The sequence below is a fragment of the Fischerella major NIES-592 genome (genome assembly GCF_001904645.1).
In the GTDB taxonomy this organism is placed as follows: Bacteria; Cyanobacteriota; Cyanobacteriia; order Cyanobacteriales; family Nostocaceae; genus Fischerella; species Fischerella thermalis.
The window spans coordinates 14,505-32,800 of the sequence record NZ_MRCA01000013.1; the positions used below are offsets into that span (position 1 = coordinate 14,505).

Genomic DNA, 18,296 nt, shown 5'->3' on the forward strand with positions numbered 1-18,296 from the left:
GTAGGGATAGTTTTTCAGCCTGTCCCTACGATTTTTTTCGACTTTGCCACTTTCATTCTGATTGTAAATAAATGAAACTTTTAGCCTTGTTTTCTTTAATTTCAACAAGAGCAAATGCTAACGTTTGCCCTTGTTGAAATTGTTGCAAAAAAATTCTCAAAGATACTGGTCTAGCAAATAACCCAGGATATAGTATAAACAGAAGCAAACACATAAGAAATTCGGGGTCGCAGCAACTTTGCATTCAAAAATAGTTAGGCTATAATCTTGACTCATTATTGCGTACAAACTAAATACAGACGTTCTAGGGGGCGTCCGTCTGATGGTTTGTGCTGTAGTATATGCTACAAACAACTTATAGAATTGCAAAATAGTCCGCCTTATGTATAGCGGCGTAGATTGGCAGCATTAGTTGCTGCCACATCCTTTGAAGGTGATTTGCACCAGGAGCGTAACACTATGAACAATATTTTCTCCAAACTGAGAGACTTTGTTGGTTTAAACGAGCCAGTAGAATACGAGTATTATGAGGAAGAACCTGAAGCAGAAAGCTATCAGAATCTATATCAGGAACAAAATCAACAGCCCGTAACCCAAGAAACGACCTCTGCAAATCGACGTTGGCGTGAGCCAATGCCCACAATGAATGGAAATCCAGATGTAGCAACTGCTTCTGCAAAAACGATGAATAATGTTATTGGTATGCCCGGTGCTATTAACGGTATTTCAGAAGTTTTAGTACTAGAACCACGTACTTTTGAAGAAATGCCACAAGCGATTCAAGCTTTACGAGAACGAAAGTCTGTGGTATTGAACTTGACAATCATGGATCCGGATCAAGCACAGCGAGCTGTTGATTTTGTTGCGGGTGGCACTTACGCATTGGATGGACACCAAGAACGTATTGGCGAAAGCATCTTTTTGTTTACACCCAGTTGTGTGCAAGTCAGTACTCAAGGCGGAGTTCTACACGAAGTACCTCAACCACCAGTCCGTAACTCCCGCCCTGCACCAGGTAATCAAACCTGGGGCAATGAACCTAATCGCATGGTACAATAAACTAAATTTAGTCTCATGTCAATAGTCAAGAGTACATAGTCTTCAAGCTAACGCTCTTGGTTATTGACCAATGACTAATGACTTAATGACTAATGACTTATAAATTTGGATTAATTGGTGGCGGGGTAATGGGAGAAGCTTTATTGTCCCGCCTTATTGCTCGCTCGATTTATCACCCATCAGAAGTGATAGTTAGTGAACCACAGCCCACACGCCAAAAATTTTTAGCGCATCAGTACAATGTGGCTGTGACAGATGATAATCGTCTGGTTTTCAGCCAAACAACCGATGTGATATGCTTGGCTGTCAAACCGCAAGTTTTCAGTGCGATCGCTCAAGAATTGGCGGATGTTCTCCAGCAAGGGCATTCACCACTAGTAATTTCTGTGTTGGCAGGTGTAACTTTATCTAAATTAGAAGCAGCTTTTCCCCAACTGCCAGTCATTCGAGCCATGCCTAACACACCAGCAACTGTAGGTGCGGGTATAACTGCGATCGCTCCTGGTGCTTACACCCATAGCAAACATCTGGAAACAGCACGGCAGTTGTTTTCAGCAGTGGGGCAAGTAGTAGAAGTTCCGGAATCGTTGATGGATGCGGTAACTGGTTTATCTGGTAGTGGCCCAGCTTACGTAGCGTTAATGGTAGAAGCACTTGCAGATGGAGGAGTTGCTGCTGGTTTACCCAGAGCTATTGCTTATCAACTCGCTTTGCAAACAGTCTTGGGAACTGCTCAGTTATTACATGAAACCAAACTCCACCCGGCAGAACTCAAGGATCGTGTGATGAGTCCCGGTGGAACCACAATTACTGGTGTTGCTCAATTAGAGCGCTCAGCATTCCGCTCTGCTCTCATTGAGGCGGTTAAAGCTGCTACCATTCGTTCTCAGGAGTTGGGGAAGTGAGGGGTGTGAGGGGTGTGAAAAGTATTTTCTCTTCCTTGTCTTCCTTGCCCTTTTTGTCCCCGATCCTTAATTCCCTACTTGCCAAGGGTTCATATAATATAGTAAAAAGTCTGGTTGCAATTGTGATTGAGTGAATTATTCTGCACTGTCTTCAGAAGTAGATCCCAGTTCTGTATTTCCTTTTGAACTGGACAAATTCCAGCTAGATGCGATCGCCTCTCTAAATGCTGGACGCTCTGTAGTGGTTTGTGCGCCAACAGGTTCAGGTAAAACCTTGGTTGGAGAATATGGCATTTATCGTGCCTTAGCGCGAGGAAAACGGGTATTTTACACAACCCCCCTGAAGGCACTTTCTAACCAAAAATTACGTGACTTTCGTGAACAATTTGGCTTTGATGCAGTTGGATTGTTAACAGGAGATGCCTCCATCAATCGGGATGCGCCTATTGTAGTCATGACTACAGAAATTTTCCGTAACATGCTCTACGGCACACCCATTGGGCAAGTTGGTATTTCCTTAACAGACGTAGAAGCAGTGGTGTTAGATGAGTGCCACTACATGAACGATCGCCAACGGGGAACAGTTTGGGAAGAATCGATTATTTATTGCCCCCGCGAAATTCAACTGATCGCTCTCTCAGCAACAGTTGCCAATAGCGAACAACTTACCGACTGGCTCAATCAAGTCCACGGTCCGACTGATCTCATCTACTCCGATTTTCGTCCTGTTCCTTTGGAATTTCACTTTGGTAATCTCAAAGGGGTATTTCCACTACTGAACGACGATAAAACCCAAATTAACCCCCGTCTGCTCAAGCGAGGCAAAAAAAAAGAGCTAGAAAAGGGCAAAGGTAATCGCAGACCAGAAGCACCTAGTATAAATTTCATTCTCAGTCACCTCCAGGAACGAGATATGCTGCCAGCAATCTACTTTATCTTCAGCCGTCGCGGCTGCGATAAAGCAGTGGCAGAAGTCGGTGACATGTGGCTGGTGAACGAGCAAGAGGCGCAGCAGTTACGGCGACAGATTGACGAATTTTTAACTCGTAACCCAGAGGCGGGGCGTTCTGGCCACATTGCTCCCCTTTACAGAGGTATCGCCGCCCATCACGCTGGGATTTTACCCGTCTGGAAAGTACTAGTAGAAGAACTATTTCAGCAAGGACTAATTAAAGTAGTATTTGCCACAGAAACACTGGCAGCGGGAATTAACATGCCTGCTCGGACAACAGTTATTTCTACCATATCCAAACGCACTGACACCGGACACCGGATGTTGACAGCTTCTGAGTTTCTGCAAATGGCAGGAAGGGCTGGACGTCGAGGGATGGATAAAGTTGGTCATGTGGTGACATTACAAACTCCCTTTGAGGGAGCAGAACACGCAGCAGCTTTGGCAATCAAAAAACCAGACCCGTTGGTTAGCCATTTTACGCCCAGTTATGGTATGGTACTGAACTTGCTGCAAATCCATACTCTTGATGAAGCCAGAGAACTCATTGAGCGCAGCTTTGGTCAATATTTAGCAAATGTGCATCTCCAACCAAGGCAAAAATATATTGCTCAGTTGCAAGCAGAATTAGAGCAAATAAAAACGCAAATTGCCACGGTGGAAGAAAGCGAAATAGCTAGTTATGAAAAACTGCGACAACGCCTGAAAGTAGAACAAAAGCTATTAAACACACTGCAAGAGCAAGCAGATGAAGGGCGACAAGACGAATTAACAATGATGCTCAGTTTTGCCGTGTCAGGGACATTACTTTGCCTTAAGGGTAAATACTTAACAATGTCTCTACCAATAACCGCAGTATTAATAGGCAAAACCCAAGGTGCTAGCCAAACACCTTATTTAGTTTGTTTAGGCAGAGATAACCGTTGGTATGTGGCAACTACAGCAGATGTAGTCAATTTATATGCAGAATTACCACGAATTGATGTACCCCCTGACTTGCTACCACCTGCACAGATGTCTTTAAAACCGGGACAGTCCTGTCGTGGGGATGAAGAAAGTATGGCCATTGCTAGCCAAATTCCCGAACCAGAGGAGTCTTTACATATGCCGCCCGAAGTAGCAGAACAACTCCGGGTGATTGCAGCCTTGCGGGAGCAAATAGAAGCTCACCCACTGCATCAAACTGGCAATATTGGTACTATTTTCAAACGTAAGCTACGCGCCGCCGAACTAGAAGCAGAAATTCAAGAGTTGCAAGCACAGGTAGAGCAACAATCCCAACGGCATTGGGAAGAGTTTCTTAACCTGATTGAAATTTTGCAATACTTTGAATGTTTAGATAACTTATTACCTACACAATTAGGACAAATTGCAGCAGCAATTCGGGGTGAAAATGAATTGTGGCTTGGTTTAGCCCTGGCTAGTGGAGAGCTAGATAACCTTGATCCCCACTGTTTAGCAGCAGCAGCTGCTGCTTTAGTGACAGAAACCCCACGTCCGGATAGTAAAGTGCGCTTTGATCTCAGTGATCAAGTTGCAGAAGCCTTAGCGAAATTACGCGGAATTCGCCGTAAGATGTTCCAACTACAACGCCGATATAACGTCGCTTTACCCATCTGGTTGGAATTTGAGTTAATCGCCTTAGTTGAACAATGGGCATTAGGGATGGATTGGGTTGAACTGTGTGACAATACCACTTTAGATGAAGGTGATGTCGTGCGAATTTTAAGGCGGACGCTGGATTTATTATCCCAAATTCCCCACGTACCTTATATGTCAGAATCTTTGCGGCGTAATGCTTTACGTGCTATTCAGTTGATTGATCGGTTCCCAGTCAATGAGGTTGTGGAATAGTCATACTAAAAAGCTACATTGGCTTCCCGTACACTGTAAGGCGTTTGGGTAGGCGCAAAGGTTTATTTTTAAACGCACAGTCGCACAGAGGTTTACGCAAAGGGGCGCAGAGTGTTAAGTTTAGGATGCTCCCGCGTCATGCTGTGAGGGATGCTTCTCTCTCGCCACCAATGCATGAATCTATCCATGTACCCTATGGGAGTCTACATCGGTGTTCATCGGTGTTCATCAGTGTTCGATTTTGAATTTTAGATTTTGAATTGGGAATTGCTTTGTTTCACAGCGGGTAGGGACAAAGCATTTGTACTACTAGATTCAGTTTTGATGTCGAGATATATATAAATGCTTTGCCCTTATAGGCGTGTTGTCTTTTGTCACTTCCGTTATATTGATTTCCACTAATTTACTCTGGGTATTCGTGAGAAACAAAAGGAATTTGTACAATTTCGCCTGTAACCTCCCCGACTTTGACTTGTAAACCTGCACCACCAGCTTTAGTACGGATGTAGCCTAAACCACGATATCCATCTACAGTTTCAATACAACTGGTTAATTTACCGACTTTTTCATCCCCTATTGTAATGGTTGTTCCTGGTTGTGCAGCAGCACTCAGATTTATACCCCAGAGATGTTGTTTTACACCTTTATAAGTATTTAAACGGGCAATAGTTTCTTGACCAATATAACAACCTTTGTTAAAGGAAACGGTTTGCCACAAGCCTACTTCCAAAGGATTGTAATCATCAGTCAGTTCTTGATCTGGAACCGGGCGACCTTGGGTAATTCGTAACATTTCCCAAGCGCGATCGCTCATGGGTACTGCGCCTAACTCCACTATTTTATTCCAGACGGTTTCTTTGATGGCAGTTGGCAAAATCAGGGTGTATCCGGGAGAAGCAAGACCACTACCAACGGCTACATGTATACCATCAAACATTTGGTGATTACCGTAGGGTTGACCAATAATGGCAGCAGCGCCCAACTTTTCCACAATGGTATCACTGTCTGGGCCGATGAGACTCAAAGTAGCAGTTTCATCAGTGATATCAGTTAGTTGTACTTTGTCAGCAAAAAAGATATATCGGTCCAACCATTGCAACAGATATTCCCGACGGTTAGGCGAAACCAAAAGCAGTACAGCATCCTCCATGACATAGGCTGTTGCTAAGTCAATAGTGCGGGCGGTGGATGTCACAAAAACCGTATCACAGCCTTGTCCTGGTTGTAGTTTTTGAAAATTGTTGGTGCTTTGATTATGCAAAAAGCGCAGACGATCGCCATCAGTAACTTTAATTCGTCCCCAATGTGAGCGATCGCATATTGCAACTGTAGTTTGGGCTGCTTGGATGGCTGCTTTGTCTTGAGTGTCAATAGTTGATATGGGCATAGTAATAGAATTGAAACCACGACAAAATTTATGTTATGGGAATCGACTACCGATGCAAGGCGATGTAGACACCCCTAAGGGCGGCTTCCCACAGGGTACAGGGATAGATTATGCGTTGGTGGCTAGTGAGTTGGCAAGGCTACTTTATTGGGTAGAGCAATTTGGACAACTCTGTTAAACCTCTGTCTTGGTGTCCTTTGTGTTCTTTGTGGTTCGTTATTTACCCTTCTAAGTTAGGTTACTATACCAGTAGTTGTTAATTGTTGTTAGCTATTTTTGCACTTTAGTACCTGCAATTAACTGCCGAAAGCGCTTGTCTTTGGCAATTAACTCAAAATCTATATCGGTTTCTGCTTGTTGTCTATACCTGGGATTGAGATTTATTGCTTGTTGGAGATTTTCTAAGGCTAATTCTAGCTGGGGCTGTAAAGCATAACAGGCGGCTTTATTGTAATAGGCGTTGGCGTAATCTGGTTTAATTTTCAATGCCTGATCAAAGCTTTGAATTGCTTCATCGTCATCACCAAGCATCACGAGGGCGTAACCCCGGTTATTCCAAGCTTTGTAAGAGTCGGGGTTTAATTGGAGTGCTGTATCAAAAGATGCGATCGCTTCTTCGTATTCTTCCAATTCTTCTAAGGCTAGTCCCCGGTTTAACCAAGCTACAGCATCGTCTGGTTTGATTTTGACGGCTTTGTCAAAACATTGAAAAGCTTCTTTTTGTCGCTGTAGGAATCCCAGTGCTACGCCTTTGTCACACCAAGCTTGATGATATTCAGGGTTGATTTGTAAGGCTTGATCGTAACAGGCGATCGCATCTTGGTATTGTTTTAATCTTGCTAAGGCAATTCCGCGCTTTAACCAGATTACTGGTTCGTCTGGGTTAAGTTTTATTGCTTTTTTATAGAGAGCGATCGCATCTTCATAACGTTTTTCTGCAAGCAGCACATCTCCCTGTTTGAGGTAATCATCAGCAGTCAATATATTTTCTTGTTCACCAGTTTCTGAGTCTTGTGTTTGTTGGGGTTCTGGCTTGAATATTTCCTGAACTTCTGCTGCTACTACTTCCAAATTAGCTGGAGATGTAATTTCTGCAAGTTGTTTGAGAGTTTCTGCTTTTTGTTGTTGCGCTTCTGTTTGTATCTGGGCAAGTTGCGAGATAAAATCTGACTTGATTTTTTCTAGCTTTGCGATAATTTCCAACTTTTGTGATTGTGCATTTGACTGTAATTCTAAATACTGAGACGCAAATTCTGAACCTGATTTTTCTAGATTTTCAATTACTAATTCCTTACTACGTTTCACATCTGCCAACAGCTTAGATATTTGCGAAGCAATTTCAGTTTGTAATTTCTCCAACCTTTTAGTAATGCGCTGTTTCTGCTGTACAGCTTCTGTTTGCACATCACTAAGTTGAAATTTAATCTCAGATACTGTTTTATTTAATTCTGCTAAAGCTTGTTCTTTTTGTTGTTGAGTTCCAACTTGCCATAGTGTCAGTTGGGCTGTAAAATCTGCTTGTGATTTCTCCAATCTTTTCAGGACTTGTTGCTTTTGTTCCTCAGTCTCTGATTGTACATTCTTCAGTTGAGATGTTAATTCAGATATTGATATGTCTAATTGAACTAAAGCTTGTTCTTGGCGTTGTTGCGTTCCTGTTTGGAATTCTGACAATTGTGAGGTAAATTCTGACTGTAATGCTTGCAAATGTGCCAGAATTTGTTGCTTTTGTTGCTGTACTTCCAACTCCGAACCAGCCAGGTGAGAGGCAAATTGCGATATTAATTCTTGCTTGGAAGCTTCTAAATTTGCCAAGGCTTCTTCTCTTTGCTGCTGAGTGATGAGATTTAAATTAGCAAGCTGTGTGGCGAATTCCGATTGCCAATTAGTTACGGTAGCCAATACTTGCTGCTGTTGCTGCTCAAGTTCCGATTGCCATTTTGCTAATTGAGATGTGAATTCTTGTCGTGATTTTTCTAAATCGGCAGTCGTATGTTCCTGATTCTGTTGATTAGCTAATTGATATTCTGTTAATTTAGCAGTAAATTCTGTTTGTAAACTTTCCATGTTTTCTTGAATTTGCTGCTTTTGTTGCTGAGCATTAGACTGGATCTCAGTCAGTTTGATTGTCAACTCTGTAATTGATTTTTCTAATAGCAGAAAAGCTTGTTCTTTCTGCTGTTGAGTTTCTGTTTGAATGTCAGATAATTGAGCCGTAAATTCTAACTGTGTTTGATGTAAATTTTCGTAAATCTGTTCATTTTTTTGCTTGATTTCTGACTGCCAAGCAGTTAGCTGAGAAGTAAATTCTTGTCGCAATGATTGTAAATCAGCAAAAGTTTGTTCTCTTTGTTTTTGATGCTCGTACTGTAATCCAGAAATTTCTGATATTAACTCTGATTTTAATTTACCCAAAGTATCAAGCGTGATATTTTTCTGATGTTGAGCGTCTATTTCTAATTCAGACAAACGAGAACAAAATTCTGTTTCTAAATTTTTTAATTCCTGTTTTGATGCGTCAATTTGTCTTTCTAATTCTGTTAATGCTTGTAATTTTGACTGTGATATTTCCGACGGAATTACAGATATGATTTGTTCTCGTACCGCTTTTGCTTCTTGTTCTAAGTCAGCAGTAATATTTTTGGCTTGTTGAATACTGTTTTGAGCAGCTTGTCTCACACTGATCAGTTGATTTTGTAATTCCTCTAATTCCTTAAACTGCTGTGTAGCTCTATCTACGATTTCCCGTACCACAGCCCGCCGCAACAGCCAAAAAGAAGCAATGACAGCAACAGGAAATACAGTCAGTATAACTACCCAGATGTTTAGTAAATTGCGTGTTCGACCAAAAGCCCGGTCTACTTCTGTTTGGACTAGTTCTCTAACCTGTTGCTGTTGAGGCTGTTGAGTAACTGCGGGAGATGGTGTAACTTGAGCTATAACATCACCAACGGATAGCAAGTTAGTAAAAAATACTACAGCGCCTTGCAACAGAAATGCGTAGACAAATTGATGCTTGCTTTTCATATAGCAGTCCTTATCCGTTTGGTCAGCTGTGAAGTTGCTTGCCTTTCTCCAATTTACCAGCCTTTCAGCCTGGATTCGAGAATACAGCAATCTCAAACAGAGCTTATTTATTCTCCATGATAGAACTTAGGATTGTTGGTTGTAGGTTGGTGATTGTAGGTTAGTGGTTGTTGTTAGTTTTTAGTGGTTAGTTGTAGTTTACTACTCCCCCCATCTCCCCATCTCCCCACTCCCTACAACCAATTCCCCACCAAAACATAGGGGGCCCACAGATAAGGAATTTCGTTACTCTCTAATAGAGAGATCTGAGCGCGACGAAGAGCATCAGCTTTAGTAAGCGTAGGATTTTCTAACTCATCATAAAATTTACTCATCAGCACAGCTGTTGACTCATCGTCAACAGACCACAAAGTTGCTAGGGTGCTACGTGCGCCTGCTCGGACTGCGATCCCAGCAAGTCCTAAGGTCGCTCGTTTATCTCCTAAAGCAGTTTGACAAGCGCTCAAAACAAGTAATTCAATAGCACGAGATTTACTAGAGTTACCTAAGCGCAATATTTTATCAAAATCCTTGACTTTCAAAAGTTGATTCCAAGTCAAAATAAAAGTTTTTTCGGCATTGGAACTAAACTCACCGTGAGTTGCGATGTGAACAACAGTGTAGGGTGCTGCTTGCATCTGATTCTGCACATTTTTTCTAGTAAAATTTTGATTGAGAAGTTCTTCTGTTTTAGGAATTGCTGACTGAATTGTCCGCAATTCATCTTCTACATATGTCAGAGGAGAAAAGGTGCGATTTTCAATTTCACGTTCTTTGCTGACTCCAGCAGTTAAAGCATTAAATGTCCTTTTCTGCAACGGTTTGGGGTCAATTAACTGCAAACCTGGAGCGAGAGCAATAGCATACTTTTGGATTAAAAATTTTTGGTTTTGCTGATCATAAAGAACTGCCATTGGGATATTTCGCAAAGAACCATCCAGAACAAATACCAAGGTTTTAACGTTCGTGTTTGCTAGTTTATTTTCCAGTGGTTGAATCAACCAGTTATATACTTTTCCTGATAATTTCTTGACATCATTAATACGGTCGGGTTGTGTAAGTAATTGCTGTAGTCTTTCTAAATTTTTTTCAATTTCGTTTGTCTGTTGATTGGTTGTGTAGTGATAAAGTTCACTCTCTGTTGGTAACTTGAGAATGATTTCAAGACGGTCTTTTAAAATAATTGGGTAAATGACTGCTGCTGTAGTGTCAGTTTTATCAACCACCTCATCAATCTGTTTTGGTACAGGTTGCAAACAGGCTTCCCGAAAAAAGTTCTCTAATTCTGTGAACTGCAAAGCTTCAATTATTTTACGGGCTTGCTGTAATTTTTTTTGGTTAGTTTTTGGTTGTTTATTGTTAACTATTCCTGATGCCCTATTTTCTGGTAGTAAGAGTAAATCCACATATTGCCGATAGACAGGTTCGACATTATCACGAAAGGAAAATTGGATATCTGGGTTGAGGGCTACTAAATCGTTGCGAAGAGATTGGAGGGTATCATATGCTTGGTCGTAGAATGCGATCGCACCTGGAATATCGCCTTTAATCCTGAGTATGTATCCTAGTTGCCATTGCCATAAATAAGCAATATCTCCTAATTGCATAGTCTGAGCGATTTTGAAAGCTTCCTCGGTCAGCTTTTGGGCATTGTCTAAGTCTTTCGTTTCTAGATATAATGCCCCCAAAGCACCCAAAGCATATGCTTCTGAACGTTGATCACCAATACTTCTAGCCTGTTTAATTGCGGTTGCGAAATCTTGAGCAATTTCTCGCCATTCAGGTATATCTGCGTTTGTGGCTTGTTTGAAACAAACTAAACTTTGAGCCAAGTTAATCCGGGTAAAAATTGCTGTTTGGCTAACAGGAATTTGGCTTAACCGGGGTTGGATATCAGCAGATAACAGCCGTGCTTGTGACCAATCGTGCATTTCTAGTAATACACTCAATTGGTTGAGTTTTGCTTGAATTTGCCCAACTGGTGATTTAGATAGAGTAGCCGCCTGCTCATAATATTGCACAGCTTGTTGATAGGCTTGAGAAGCTTCCTGAGAGATGGGTTGTTGTGCATTCGAGGTTCTACAGTGTAAAGGCGTCAACCTTGCTTCACTAAAAGTATTTAGCTGCTCGCTAGCTCTATTACCTGAAGCACGGTAGATATTACCTATACTCAGTAATGTTGCTGCTAATTGGTCAGGCGATCGCAATTTTTGAGCAAGATCACGACTTTTTTGCAAAACTTTTGTAGACTTATCTAACTCACCGACTAATTGTAGAACATCACCAAGGCTGCGGAGGAGAGTAATTTTGATCACAGAGTCTGGTTGTTTGTCCACAGAGTCAACCAGTTGCTCTAAATTCGTTTGGGCTTGACGGTAAAGTCCCAAAGTTTGCTCAGCTTGGGCAAGATTAATAGAACTACGAATTCTACCAACTTCATCACCTAATTGCGTGTAAATACGAACAGCTTGTTTCCAACTATCCAAAGCTTGCTGAGTTCTACCTAATTCCAACAGCAGACTTCCCTGAATTTCCAGGGTTTGGGCAAGAACTTGTAAAGACGCGAAATTTTGCGTCTCTACATTACGTTTAGCCTGAAGAATTTCCAGACTTTTGGTAATGTAATTGTAAGATGTTTGTATCTGTCCTAGTTGCCTCACGACTAAAGCAAGATTGCCCAACGCCATAGCTTGCCCTAGTTGATCTCCACTAGCTTGAAAAGCCTCTATTGCCTGTTGTAAAATTTTCACCGCTTGAGTATAATCTCCAGCCTCGTAGAGTTTTTGACCCTGTGCAACTAAAGATTGGGCGTTTAGTTGGTTAGAGTTACTCTTTGCCTGAGCCAAAGGAACAGCAATTTGTATAGCTGGGTTGAGATTAAACTCAAAGATAACCAAAAGTGCAGTCACTAAAGCTAGCAAGATACTTCTTAGCCATCTGCTGGCGTCATAACGGCGTCGGTGAAAAGACACAGCAAAAAATTTTTGGGAAGGTTGTACAAACAGGAGTATACCAAATAGATGATTTGACACTCCCAAAGCCGATGCATAATTTATGGCGTTGCTGAATCAAGATATGAATTTACAATTCACGGATATGTAGAGACGTAGCAATGCTACGTCTCTACAAAAATGTATACAAACATAATTCATGACCAAATTCAGCAACGCCTAATTTATCTGTGTGCATCGGTGTGTATCGGTGGTCGATTTATTCAAAATACAGTAGTTTGCGCTCAACTCCTGTAGAGAAAAAACGAACACAGATGGACACAGATGAACACCGATTGACACCAACGCATAATCCTTAACGCCTCGCACAAACTGCGGGAGTTGACCAAGAACTCACAGGCGTAGTATTTGCTGCTACCAATACCACCTCCCCAGACTTATTAACTACCCAACCTGTAGCCTCAACAATTTGATTAGGAATTGATGACTTGGGTAATGACTCTCCCCTTGTCGTCACCTGCCGATGGTCGAGCCTCACCCAAGGTAGTGGTACTGTATTCTGAGTGCGGAGCGCTTCATTTGGTAAATATGGCAAGCCGCCACGTCCGGTAATGATAAATTTATTGCCTTGATCAGCCGGACAAGCTTGTGCTATTTGTTGAGTGCGATCAATAGGAATATTTGATAATTCCACTAAGCCGGAACTGGGGTCAACATCCGGGATGTTGATTTGGACGTTGCCATTTAACTGAGAATTTGCCCCAGTAGCAGTGATATCACTTAAAGGCGTGGATTGCTGGCGAAACTGCGTGCCAAATATAGCTTGAGCATTGATGGTGACATTACCCCCCCGGAAGTCCTGAGAATTGGCAGTGATATCACTATTTTCTTGGGGAACTGCAACTAAATTGTCTGTATCAATATTGATGTTGCCACCAGTAACATTATTTCCTGTGGCGTTGGTGGTGATGCTACTGCCACGACGTAAAATTAAAGTCCCAGAGTCTAGGTTGATATTTCCCTGTCCCCCTGTAGTGTTAGCAGTGAGTTTGCCTTGGTTGTCTAGCAACAACTTATCAGCTGTAATATTAAGGTTGCCTGCCCTGCCTGAACCTTGGCTATTGGCATTAATTTCTGCCCCATTTTGGACAGTCAACTTTTCTGTATTAATTCTCAAGTCGCCCGCACTACCAGGCCCCTCACTTCTAGCTAGTAAGGTGCTGGGAACTAGTTGGTTGTTACGATCAATAGCAGAACCACTCACTGATACAAAATCTGAAGCATTGATATCTAAGGTTCCTGCCTGACCTCGACTACCATTAACAGCAGCAACTGAGATGCTAGCACCGTCTTTGACAATTAAACGCTGGGTGTTGATGATTATGTCCCCGCCTTTGCCTGTAGGTGCAGTGAAGAATGGTCGCGAATTTCTAGTCTCAGAAACTAAGCCACTGGGGAAATTAATGGTATTTATCAGATCATTACCTACCACAGATATTAAACCACTTGCTTCTACAGATTCAGAGGCATCTATTTTCACAGTCCCCCCATTGCCAGCACCAAGGGTAGAAGTTGATATCTGTCCACCATCACGGAGAATCAAGTTTTTGGTAGAAATGTGTACTGTTCCCGCATCTCCAGCATTTTTGTCCAGACTGATAGTACGAACACTTAAGCTAGAAAAACTTCCAACACCTCCTACTACCTCCACAGATTCAGAGGCATCAACAGCTAAATCTCCTCCGGAACCAGAACCAATAGTAGAGGTTTCTATGAGTCCACCATCACGAACAATCAATCGCTTCGTTGCAATTATTATGTCACCTGCTGAGCCATTACCCAAAGCCAAAGTAATTAACTGACTGGTAGAATCCTGGCTGAAACCACTTATTTCTAAAGATTCAGAGGCTTTAACAATCAAAGATTGACCTGGTTTTTCTCCTAGATTTACCCCCCGCACTAATGAAGCACCTGTGATTGCAACGTTTCTGCCATGTAGCTGAATAGTTCCACCACTTTTACCGTCAGTAAGAATTTTCGCTGCTTGGGATATTTGCATATCTTGAAAGTTTTGCACGCCATCGTATCCCAAAGCCCAACCTTCAACTATTGGAGTCAGGTTGACAAGACTATTAGGGGCAACACTTCCTATATCAATTCGTCCTGCGGGTGCAAACAGCCTGCTACCTTTGACTGATACATCACCACCCAAAATTGCTAAAGTTTGACCAGGCAGAACTTGTAAATTCGACCCTTCTACTCGGATTGGTTGAGCAGCTTGCCCAAACTGTAAACCTATGGGGAGATTGACTGTTAATAATGGTGGTGTCTGCGGATTGGTAGCACTGAATTGAGTGCCATCAGCAAAGTTGATACTATTGGCTGTACTCGCGACAAAAGAGCCGTTGATGTTTAACGAGGCATTTGGGCCAAAGACAATACCATTGGGATTAATCAGAAAAAGGTTGGCAGAACCGTTGGTTTTAATCTGTCCATCAATATTTGAGATTGAGCCTCCTGTCACGCGGTTAATGATGTTCTTAACATCTAAGTCATTGGCGAAGGAAGCTGAACCTCCTGTAGGGACAGAAAATACTCTAAAGCTATGAAAAAGGTTGCTGCCAACTTTGTTGCCGTTGGTAATTGTGAAGTCTAAGTTATCGGTGGTTGTAACCTGGGTTGATAAAGTTCCATCTGAGGTAACTTGTGCCTGAATCAAATCGGTTTTAACAAAAAAGCATAGGGAAACTAAACTAGCTATGCAAAAATAGTAACTCCGCTTTCTCATAAACAATTATGAATGAGGAATAATTTGATTCAGCATATACAAATTCGTTGTTGATAGTCAGTAAGCAGAAACATTGTAAAAATGTTACTTATATGCTTCTGGTTAAGAGGATCTCTGTTGAAGTATTTTCTGTAACATTATAAAGATTTGCAACCTAACCCCCCTAACCCTTCCCTATGAGAATGTAGCCAGGGTAGTTTCATACATGTAGAGAAAAATCTAATAGTCTTTTCGCACCCAGAAATGTTTATGTAACAACTCTATCAAACAGCGATCGCTCTGATTGCTCATCCTACAGAATGAAGATAATGCATCACGCTGAGCAGGCGATCGCTAATCGGCAGCAACTTAACGATTATCAGCAATTTTTCTCTCTAAAACTGCAATCCGTTCCCGTGGGTTTGGGTGTGTACTAAAAAACGCTGGTGGAGAAGGACGAGACGCTAATTTCTTTAAAAAAGCAGGCATAGCATTAGGATCATAACCAGCCTGTTGCAGATACTGCAATCCCTTAGCATCAGCGTTAAACTCAGCCTCACGGCTATTAGGTAAGTCTATAGCCAGCCGATAAGCTACAGCAGCCAACTTACTTCTATCTAAACCAGCAAGTGAAGCTGCACCTTGAACTAACTGTGTTTGTCTAAGTCTTTTAACCAAATCGTCATTACAAATGTGAGCAATTTCGTGGGCGATCACCGACGCCAACTGGTCTTCATTATCCGTCGCATTGATCAAACCAGTGTGGACATAAACGTAACCACCAGTAGTTGCAAAAGCGTTAATGCTTGCATCCTGAACTACATAAAATTTAAAAGGAGTTTGAGAGCAGCTACTAACTCGCGCTAATCTTTGACCAATTCTGGTAACATTTGCATTCGTACCAATTCTATAATTTCTGCGTACCTGTTGATGTATATTACTGCCCAATTCAACCTTTTGCTTGGTTGATAAATTAGAAAGTTGAAAATATTGGATTCCCGGAACAATTAAATCCTGAAATGGAAGCGCCTCCGCAGGTTTCGGAGCAGATAATCCTATACTGGCAGCAGTTCCTAAACCCAGTATCAAAGAAAGACCTTTATTTAATTTTTTAGGTAAACGAGAAAAATCTTCCTTAGTTTGTGTTCTTTGTGTTGTTTGTGGTTTGTGAAAAAGGTTCATTTATCCAACTCGAATAATATAGCTGTATATCATTCTTTGACTATTTACATCATAACTAATTAAAGCTGTTAAAAATCATCTATCTTGGGTTGGTATTTTGTATATTTATGGGTATTTTATCAAAGATTTAACCAATAATTAATTCCAGCAATCACTCTTTTTACAACCCCAAATTACCCAACTTATCAAAGGGATAACCGACATCAGCCCAATGGAATACATCATCGTTTGATATTCCAAAACCGATCATTTTGATTTCAAGCCTGTTTTTAAGCTTAACTTGATACTTTTATATTGAGATGCACCAATAAAGGCAATTGTTCCGAAAATTTTTGTCTTAGTGAAATTACGCAAAGTGTCTTGTAGCTAGTATCAAAATGCGGCTTCCCGTAGGGTAGACGCCAAGAGCGCCAAGAATTAAGTTTTTCAACTAAAAGAGAAAATAAAATCATCCCGCTTTCTCTGCAACACCAGATTTAGATAGTAATTCTACAAGCAATCTCATTCTCAAATAGGAATCAAGTCCAATATATATAATTAATCCATATAATTGATAGTTCACAAACTTCTATGCACTCTGCAACTTATGTTCCCCTTATCATTAGTTTGGGAGCAGTTCCAGGCGCTTTGAGTCGCTATTACCTCACCTTATTTTTTGGACGTTGGTTGGGGATTGGATTTCCTTATGGAACTTTATTCATCAATATTACAGGTGCTTTTTTGATGGGTTTGTTTACTACCATCGCATCAAAGCTATCTATTCCTATAGCAGTACAAATGTTAGTTTCAGTAGGCTTTTTGGGTTCATACACCACTTTTTCAACCTATGCCTTAGACACCTCAAATTTATTACGGACAAGAGACTATCAAGCAGCACTACTTTACTGGTTTGGTAGCCCGCTCTTAGGGTTTATTAGTATAGAGTTGGGAATATTCTTAGCAAAGATGTTTTAATTTGTGAATATCTGTAAAGCCTTAAAATTTTAACTCAGTATTTTTCTCCTAAAAAATTCAAAATTGATTGAGCGAGGGATGAACATGAATACCCTAGAGCGTTTGACAATTTATGTTGGCGAGTCGGATCACTGGCATGGAAAACCTGTTTATATTGCTTTAGTAGAAGAAGCCCGACGTAGAGGTATGGCTGGGGCTACTGTGACTGCTGGAGTAGCAGGTTTCGGAAAAAATCAACAACTGCATACTGCCAGAATTTTGGAATTATCGTCTGATTTGCCAATGGTAGTGACAATGATCGATACAGCAGAGGCGATCGCTTCTTTTTTGCCAATAGTACAACAAATGGTAGCTGGAGGCATTGTTATTCAAGATACAGTGAAAGTGGTTCATCATGCGCCTGTAACTATCTCCAAGTGACACTAGCGATCGCTGTTTGTTAATTTATATCTTGCACCTACTTTTTCGTCCGCCAAGAAATAAATGTCTGGGCTCAAAGCTCAAGTAAGCTAAAGTTTACTGGATATACATTTGAGTCCGTTTTAACGGACTTGGGCTATGAGGGTTGAACTTCAGTTCAAGGCTTACTCAGGGCGAGGTGCAAGTTAGGAGTTAAGTAAATATTGAGTTGCTTCTGGTGATTGTTATGATTCCTCTTTGATCCGGATAAATTCCGCCAAAGTATTTCCTAACAGCAGGCTGAACAGTGCCAAAACAGCACTACTCAACCAGTAAACCAAATCAACTTCTAAGTTGCGTTGTTGGAACAACTTGGCTGTATCTAACTCATAAGTCGAGAAAGTGGTATAAGATCCTAAAAAACCTGTGGTTACTAATAGCCGGATATCAGGATGAATCCCGATAAATCGTCCCAGTACCAGCGTCGTAAAAAAACCCATGACAAAACATCCACTAACATTAATAATCAGTGTGCTGTAGGGAAACTCTGTACCAAAAAGCTGAGTAAACCACAAACCGAGATAGTAACGCGAGAGCGCGCCAGCAATTGCACCGATACTGATACCAACAGGGGTACGAAACGCAGGATTTTGCAGCATGGTAAGTAGTTCAAGGAAATTAGGGCGTTGCTGAATCAAAATATGAATTTACAATTTACGGCTGTGACCGGACGTAGCAATGCCTACAGACGTAGCAATGCCTACAGACGTAGCAATGCCTACAGACGTAGCAATGCCTACAGACGTAGCAATGCCTACAG

At 41.5% G+C, this 18,296-nt stretch carries 12 protein-coding genes; 6 read left to right on the forward strand and 6 right to left on the reverse strand.

The features are described 5' to 3' along the window. The first annotated feature begins 459 nt into the window (after positions 1-459). From NIES592_RS19120 to NIES592_RS19130, 3 genes are all read left to right on the forward strand, one after another. Complete coding sequence (locus tag NIES592_RS19120) at positions 460-1,059, forward strand: cell division protein SepF (RefSeq protein WP_073556642.1); 600 nt, start codon at positions 460-462, stop codon at positions 1,057-1,059. Positions 1,060-1,151: 92 nt separating this feature from the next. Beyond that, the gene (proC, locus tag NIES592_RS19125) at positions 1,152-1,964 is read left to right on the forward strand and encodes a pyrroline-5-carboxylate reductase (protein ID WP_073556589.1); all 813 of its coding nucleotides are present in this window, start codon (positions 1,152-1,154) and stop codon (positions 1,962-1,964) included. Between the two features lie 130 nt (positions 1,965-2,094). Continuing rightward, positions 2,095-4,770, forward strand: coding sequence for a DEAD/DEAH box helicase (locus tag NIES592_RS19130; RefSeq protein WP_073556590.1), 2,676 nt, complete (start codon positions 2,095-2,097; stop codon positions 4,768-4,770). Between the two features lie 403 nt (positions 4,771-5,173). Here NIES592_RS19130 and ygfZ read toward each other — a convergent pair whose 3' ends face one another. After that, on the reverse strand, positions 5,174-6,157 hold the full coding sequence (gene ygfZ, locus NIES592_RS19135) for a CAF17-like 4Fe-4S cluster assembly/insertion protein YgfZ (protein WP_073556591.1): 984 nt from the start codon (positions 6,155-6,157) through the stop codon (positions 5,174-5,176). Here ygfZ and NIES592_RS25605 point away from each other — a divergent pair. Beyond that, the gene (locus NIES592_RS25605) at positions 6,150-6,335 is read left to right on the forward strand and encodes a hypothetical protein (protein WP_073556592.1); all 186 of its coding nucleotides are present in this window, start codon (positions 6,150-6,152) and stop codon (positions 6,333-6,335) included. The two genes, ygfZ and NIES592_RS25605, sit on opposite strands and share 8 nt — an antisense overlap. Before the next feature lie 92 nt (positions 6,336-6,427). On the opposite strand, the gene NIES592_RS19145 is transcribed toward NIES592_RS25605, so the two are convergent. From NIES592_RS19145 to NIES592_RS19160, 4 genes are all read right to left on the reverse strand, one after another. Next, positions 6,428-9,184, reverse strand: coding sequence for a tetratricopeptide repeat protein (locus tag NIES592_RS19145; RefSeq protein WP_073556593.1), 2,757 nt, complete (start codon positions 9,182-9,184; stop codon positions 6,428-6,430). 233 nt (positions 9,185-9,417) lie between these two features. After that, positions 9,418-12,255 carry a CHAT domain-containing protein gene (locus NIES592_RS19150; protein ID WP_256678174.1) on the reverse strand — a complete coding sequence of 946 codons (2,838 nt, stop codon included), beginning with the start codon at positions 12,253-12,255 and terminating at the stop codon, positions 9,418-9,420. A 274-nt stretch (positions 12,256-12,529) separates the two neighbouring features. After that, complete coding sequence (locus NIES592_RS19155; protein WP_073556594.1) at positions 12,530-14,962, reverse strand: beta strand repeat-containing protein; 2,433 nt, start codon at positions 14,960-14,962, stop codon at positions 12,530-12,532. Positions 14,963-15,310: 348 nt separating this feature from the next. Continuing rightward, positions 15,311-16,123 (reverse strand): M48 family metallopeptidase, encoded by an 813-nt coding sequence (locus NIES592_RS19160; RefSeq protein WP_178379587.1) that lies wholly within the window; start codon positions 16,121-16,123, stop codon positions 15,311-15,313. A 570-nt stretch (positions 16,124-16,693) separates the two neighbouring features. On the opposite strand from NIES592_RS19160, the gene crcB (NIES592_RS19165) reads away from it, so the two are divergent. Together crcB (NIES592_RS19165) and NIES592_RS19170 are read left to right on the forward strand one after the other, a co-directional pair. Continuing rightward, the gene (gene crcB, locus NIES592_RS19165; protein WP_062248022.1) at positions 16,694-17,077 is read left to right on the forward strand and encodes a fluoride efflux transporter CrcB; all 384 of its coding nucleotides are present in this window, start codon (positions 16,694-16,696) and stop codon (positions 17,075-17,077) included. Positions 17,078-17,161: 84 nt separating this feature from the next. Next, positions 17,162-17,497 carry a DUF190 domain-containing protein gene (locus NIES592_RS19170; RefSeq protein WP_073556595.1) on the forward strand — a complete coding sequence of 112 codons (336 nt, stop codon included), beginning with the start codon at positions 17,162-17,164 and terminating at the stop codon, positions 17,495-17,497. 224 nt (positions 17,498-17,721) lie between these two features. Here the strand turns inward: NIES592_RS19170 and crcB (NIES592_RS19175) are convergent, their stop codons facing one another. Further along, positions 17,722-18,135, reverse strand: a complete 414-nt coding sequence (gene crcB, locus NIES592_RS19175; protein WP_073556596.1) for a fluoride efflux transporter CrcB — start codon at positions 18,133-18,135, stop codon at positions 17,722-17,724. Positions 18,136-18,296: the final 161 nt, after the last annotated feature.

Bases quoted from the DNA above. Each gene is read 5' to 3' on its own strand.
- NIES592_RS19120 (WP_073556642.1), top strand. From the start codon at position 460: ATGAACAATATTTTCTCCAAACTGAGAGACTTTGTTGGTTTAAACGAG.
- proC (WP_073556589.1), top strand. From the start codon at position 1,152: ATGACTTATAAATTTGGATTAATTGGTGGCGGGGTAATGGGAGAAGCT.
- NIES592_RS25605 (WP_073556592.1), top strand. From the start codon at position 6,150: ATGGGCATAGTAATAGAATTGAAACCACGACAAAATTTATGTTATGGG.
- ygfZ (WP_073556591.1), bottom strand. From the start codon at position 6,157: ATGCCCATATCAACTATTGACACTCAAGACAAAGCAGCCATCCAAGCA.
- NIES592_RS19145 (WP_073556593.1), bottom strand. From the start codon at position 9,184: ATGAAAAGCAAGCATCAATTTGTCTACGCATTTCTGTTGCAAGGCGCT.
- NIES592_RS19155 (WP_073556594.1), bottom strand. From the start codon at position 14,962: ATGAGAAAGCGGAGTTACTATTTTTGCATAGCTAGTTTAGTTTCCCTA.
- NIES592_RS19160 (WP_178379587.1), bottom strand. From the start codon at position 16,123: ATGAACCTTTTTCACAAACCACAAACAACACAAAGAACACAAACTAAG.
- crcB (WP_062248022.1), top strand. From the start codon at position 16,694: ATGCACTCTGCAACTTATGTTCCCCTTATCATTAGTTTGGGAGCAGTT.
- NIES592_RS19170 (WP_073556595.1), top strand. From the start codon at position 17,162: ATGAATACCCTAGAGCGTTTGACAATTTATGTTGGCGAGTCGGATCAC.
- crcB (WP_073556596.1), bottom strand. From the start codon at position 18,135: ATGCTGCAAAATCCTGCGTTTCGTACCCCTGTTGGTATCAGTATCGGT.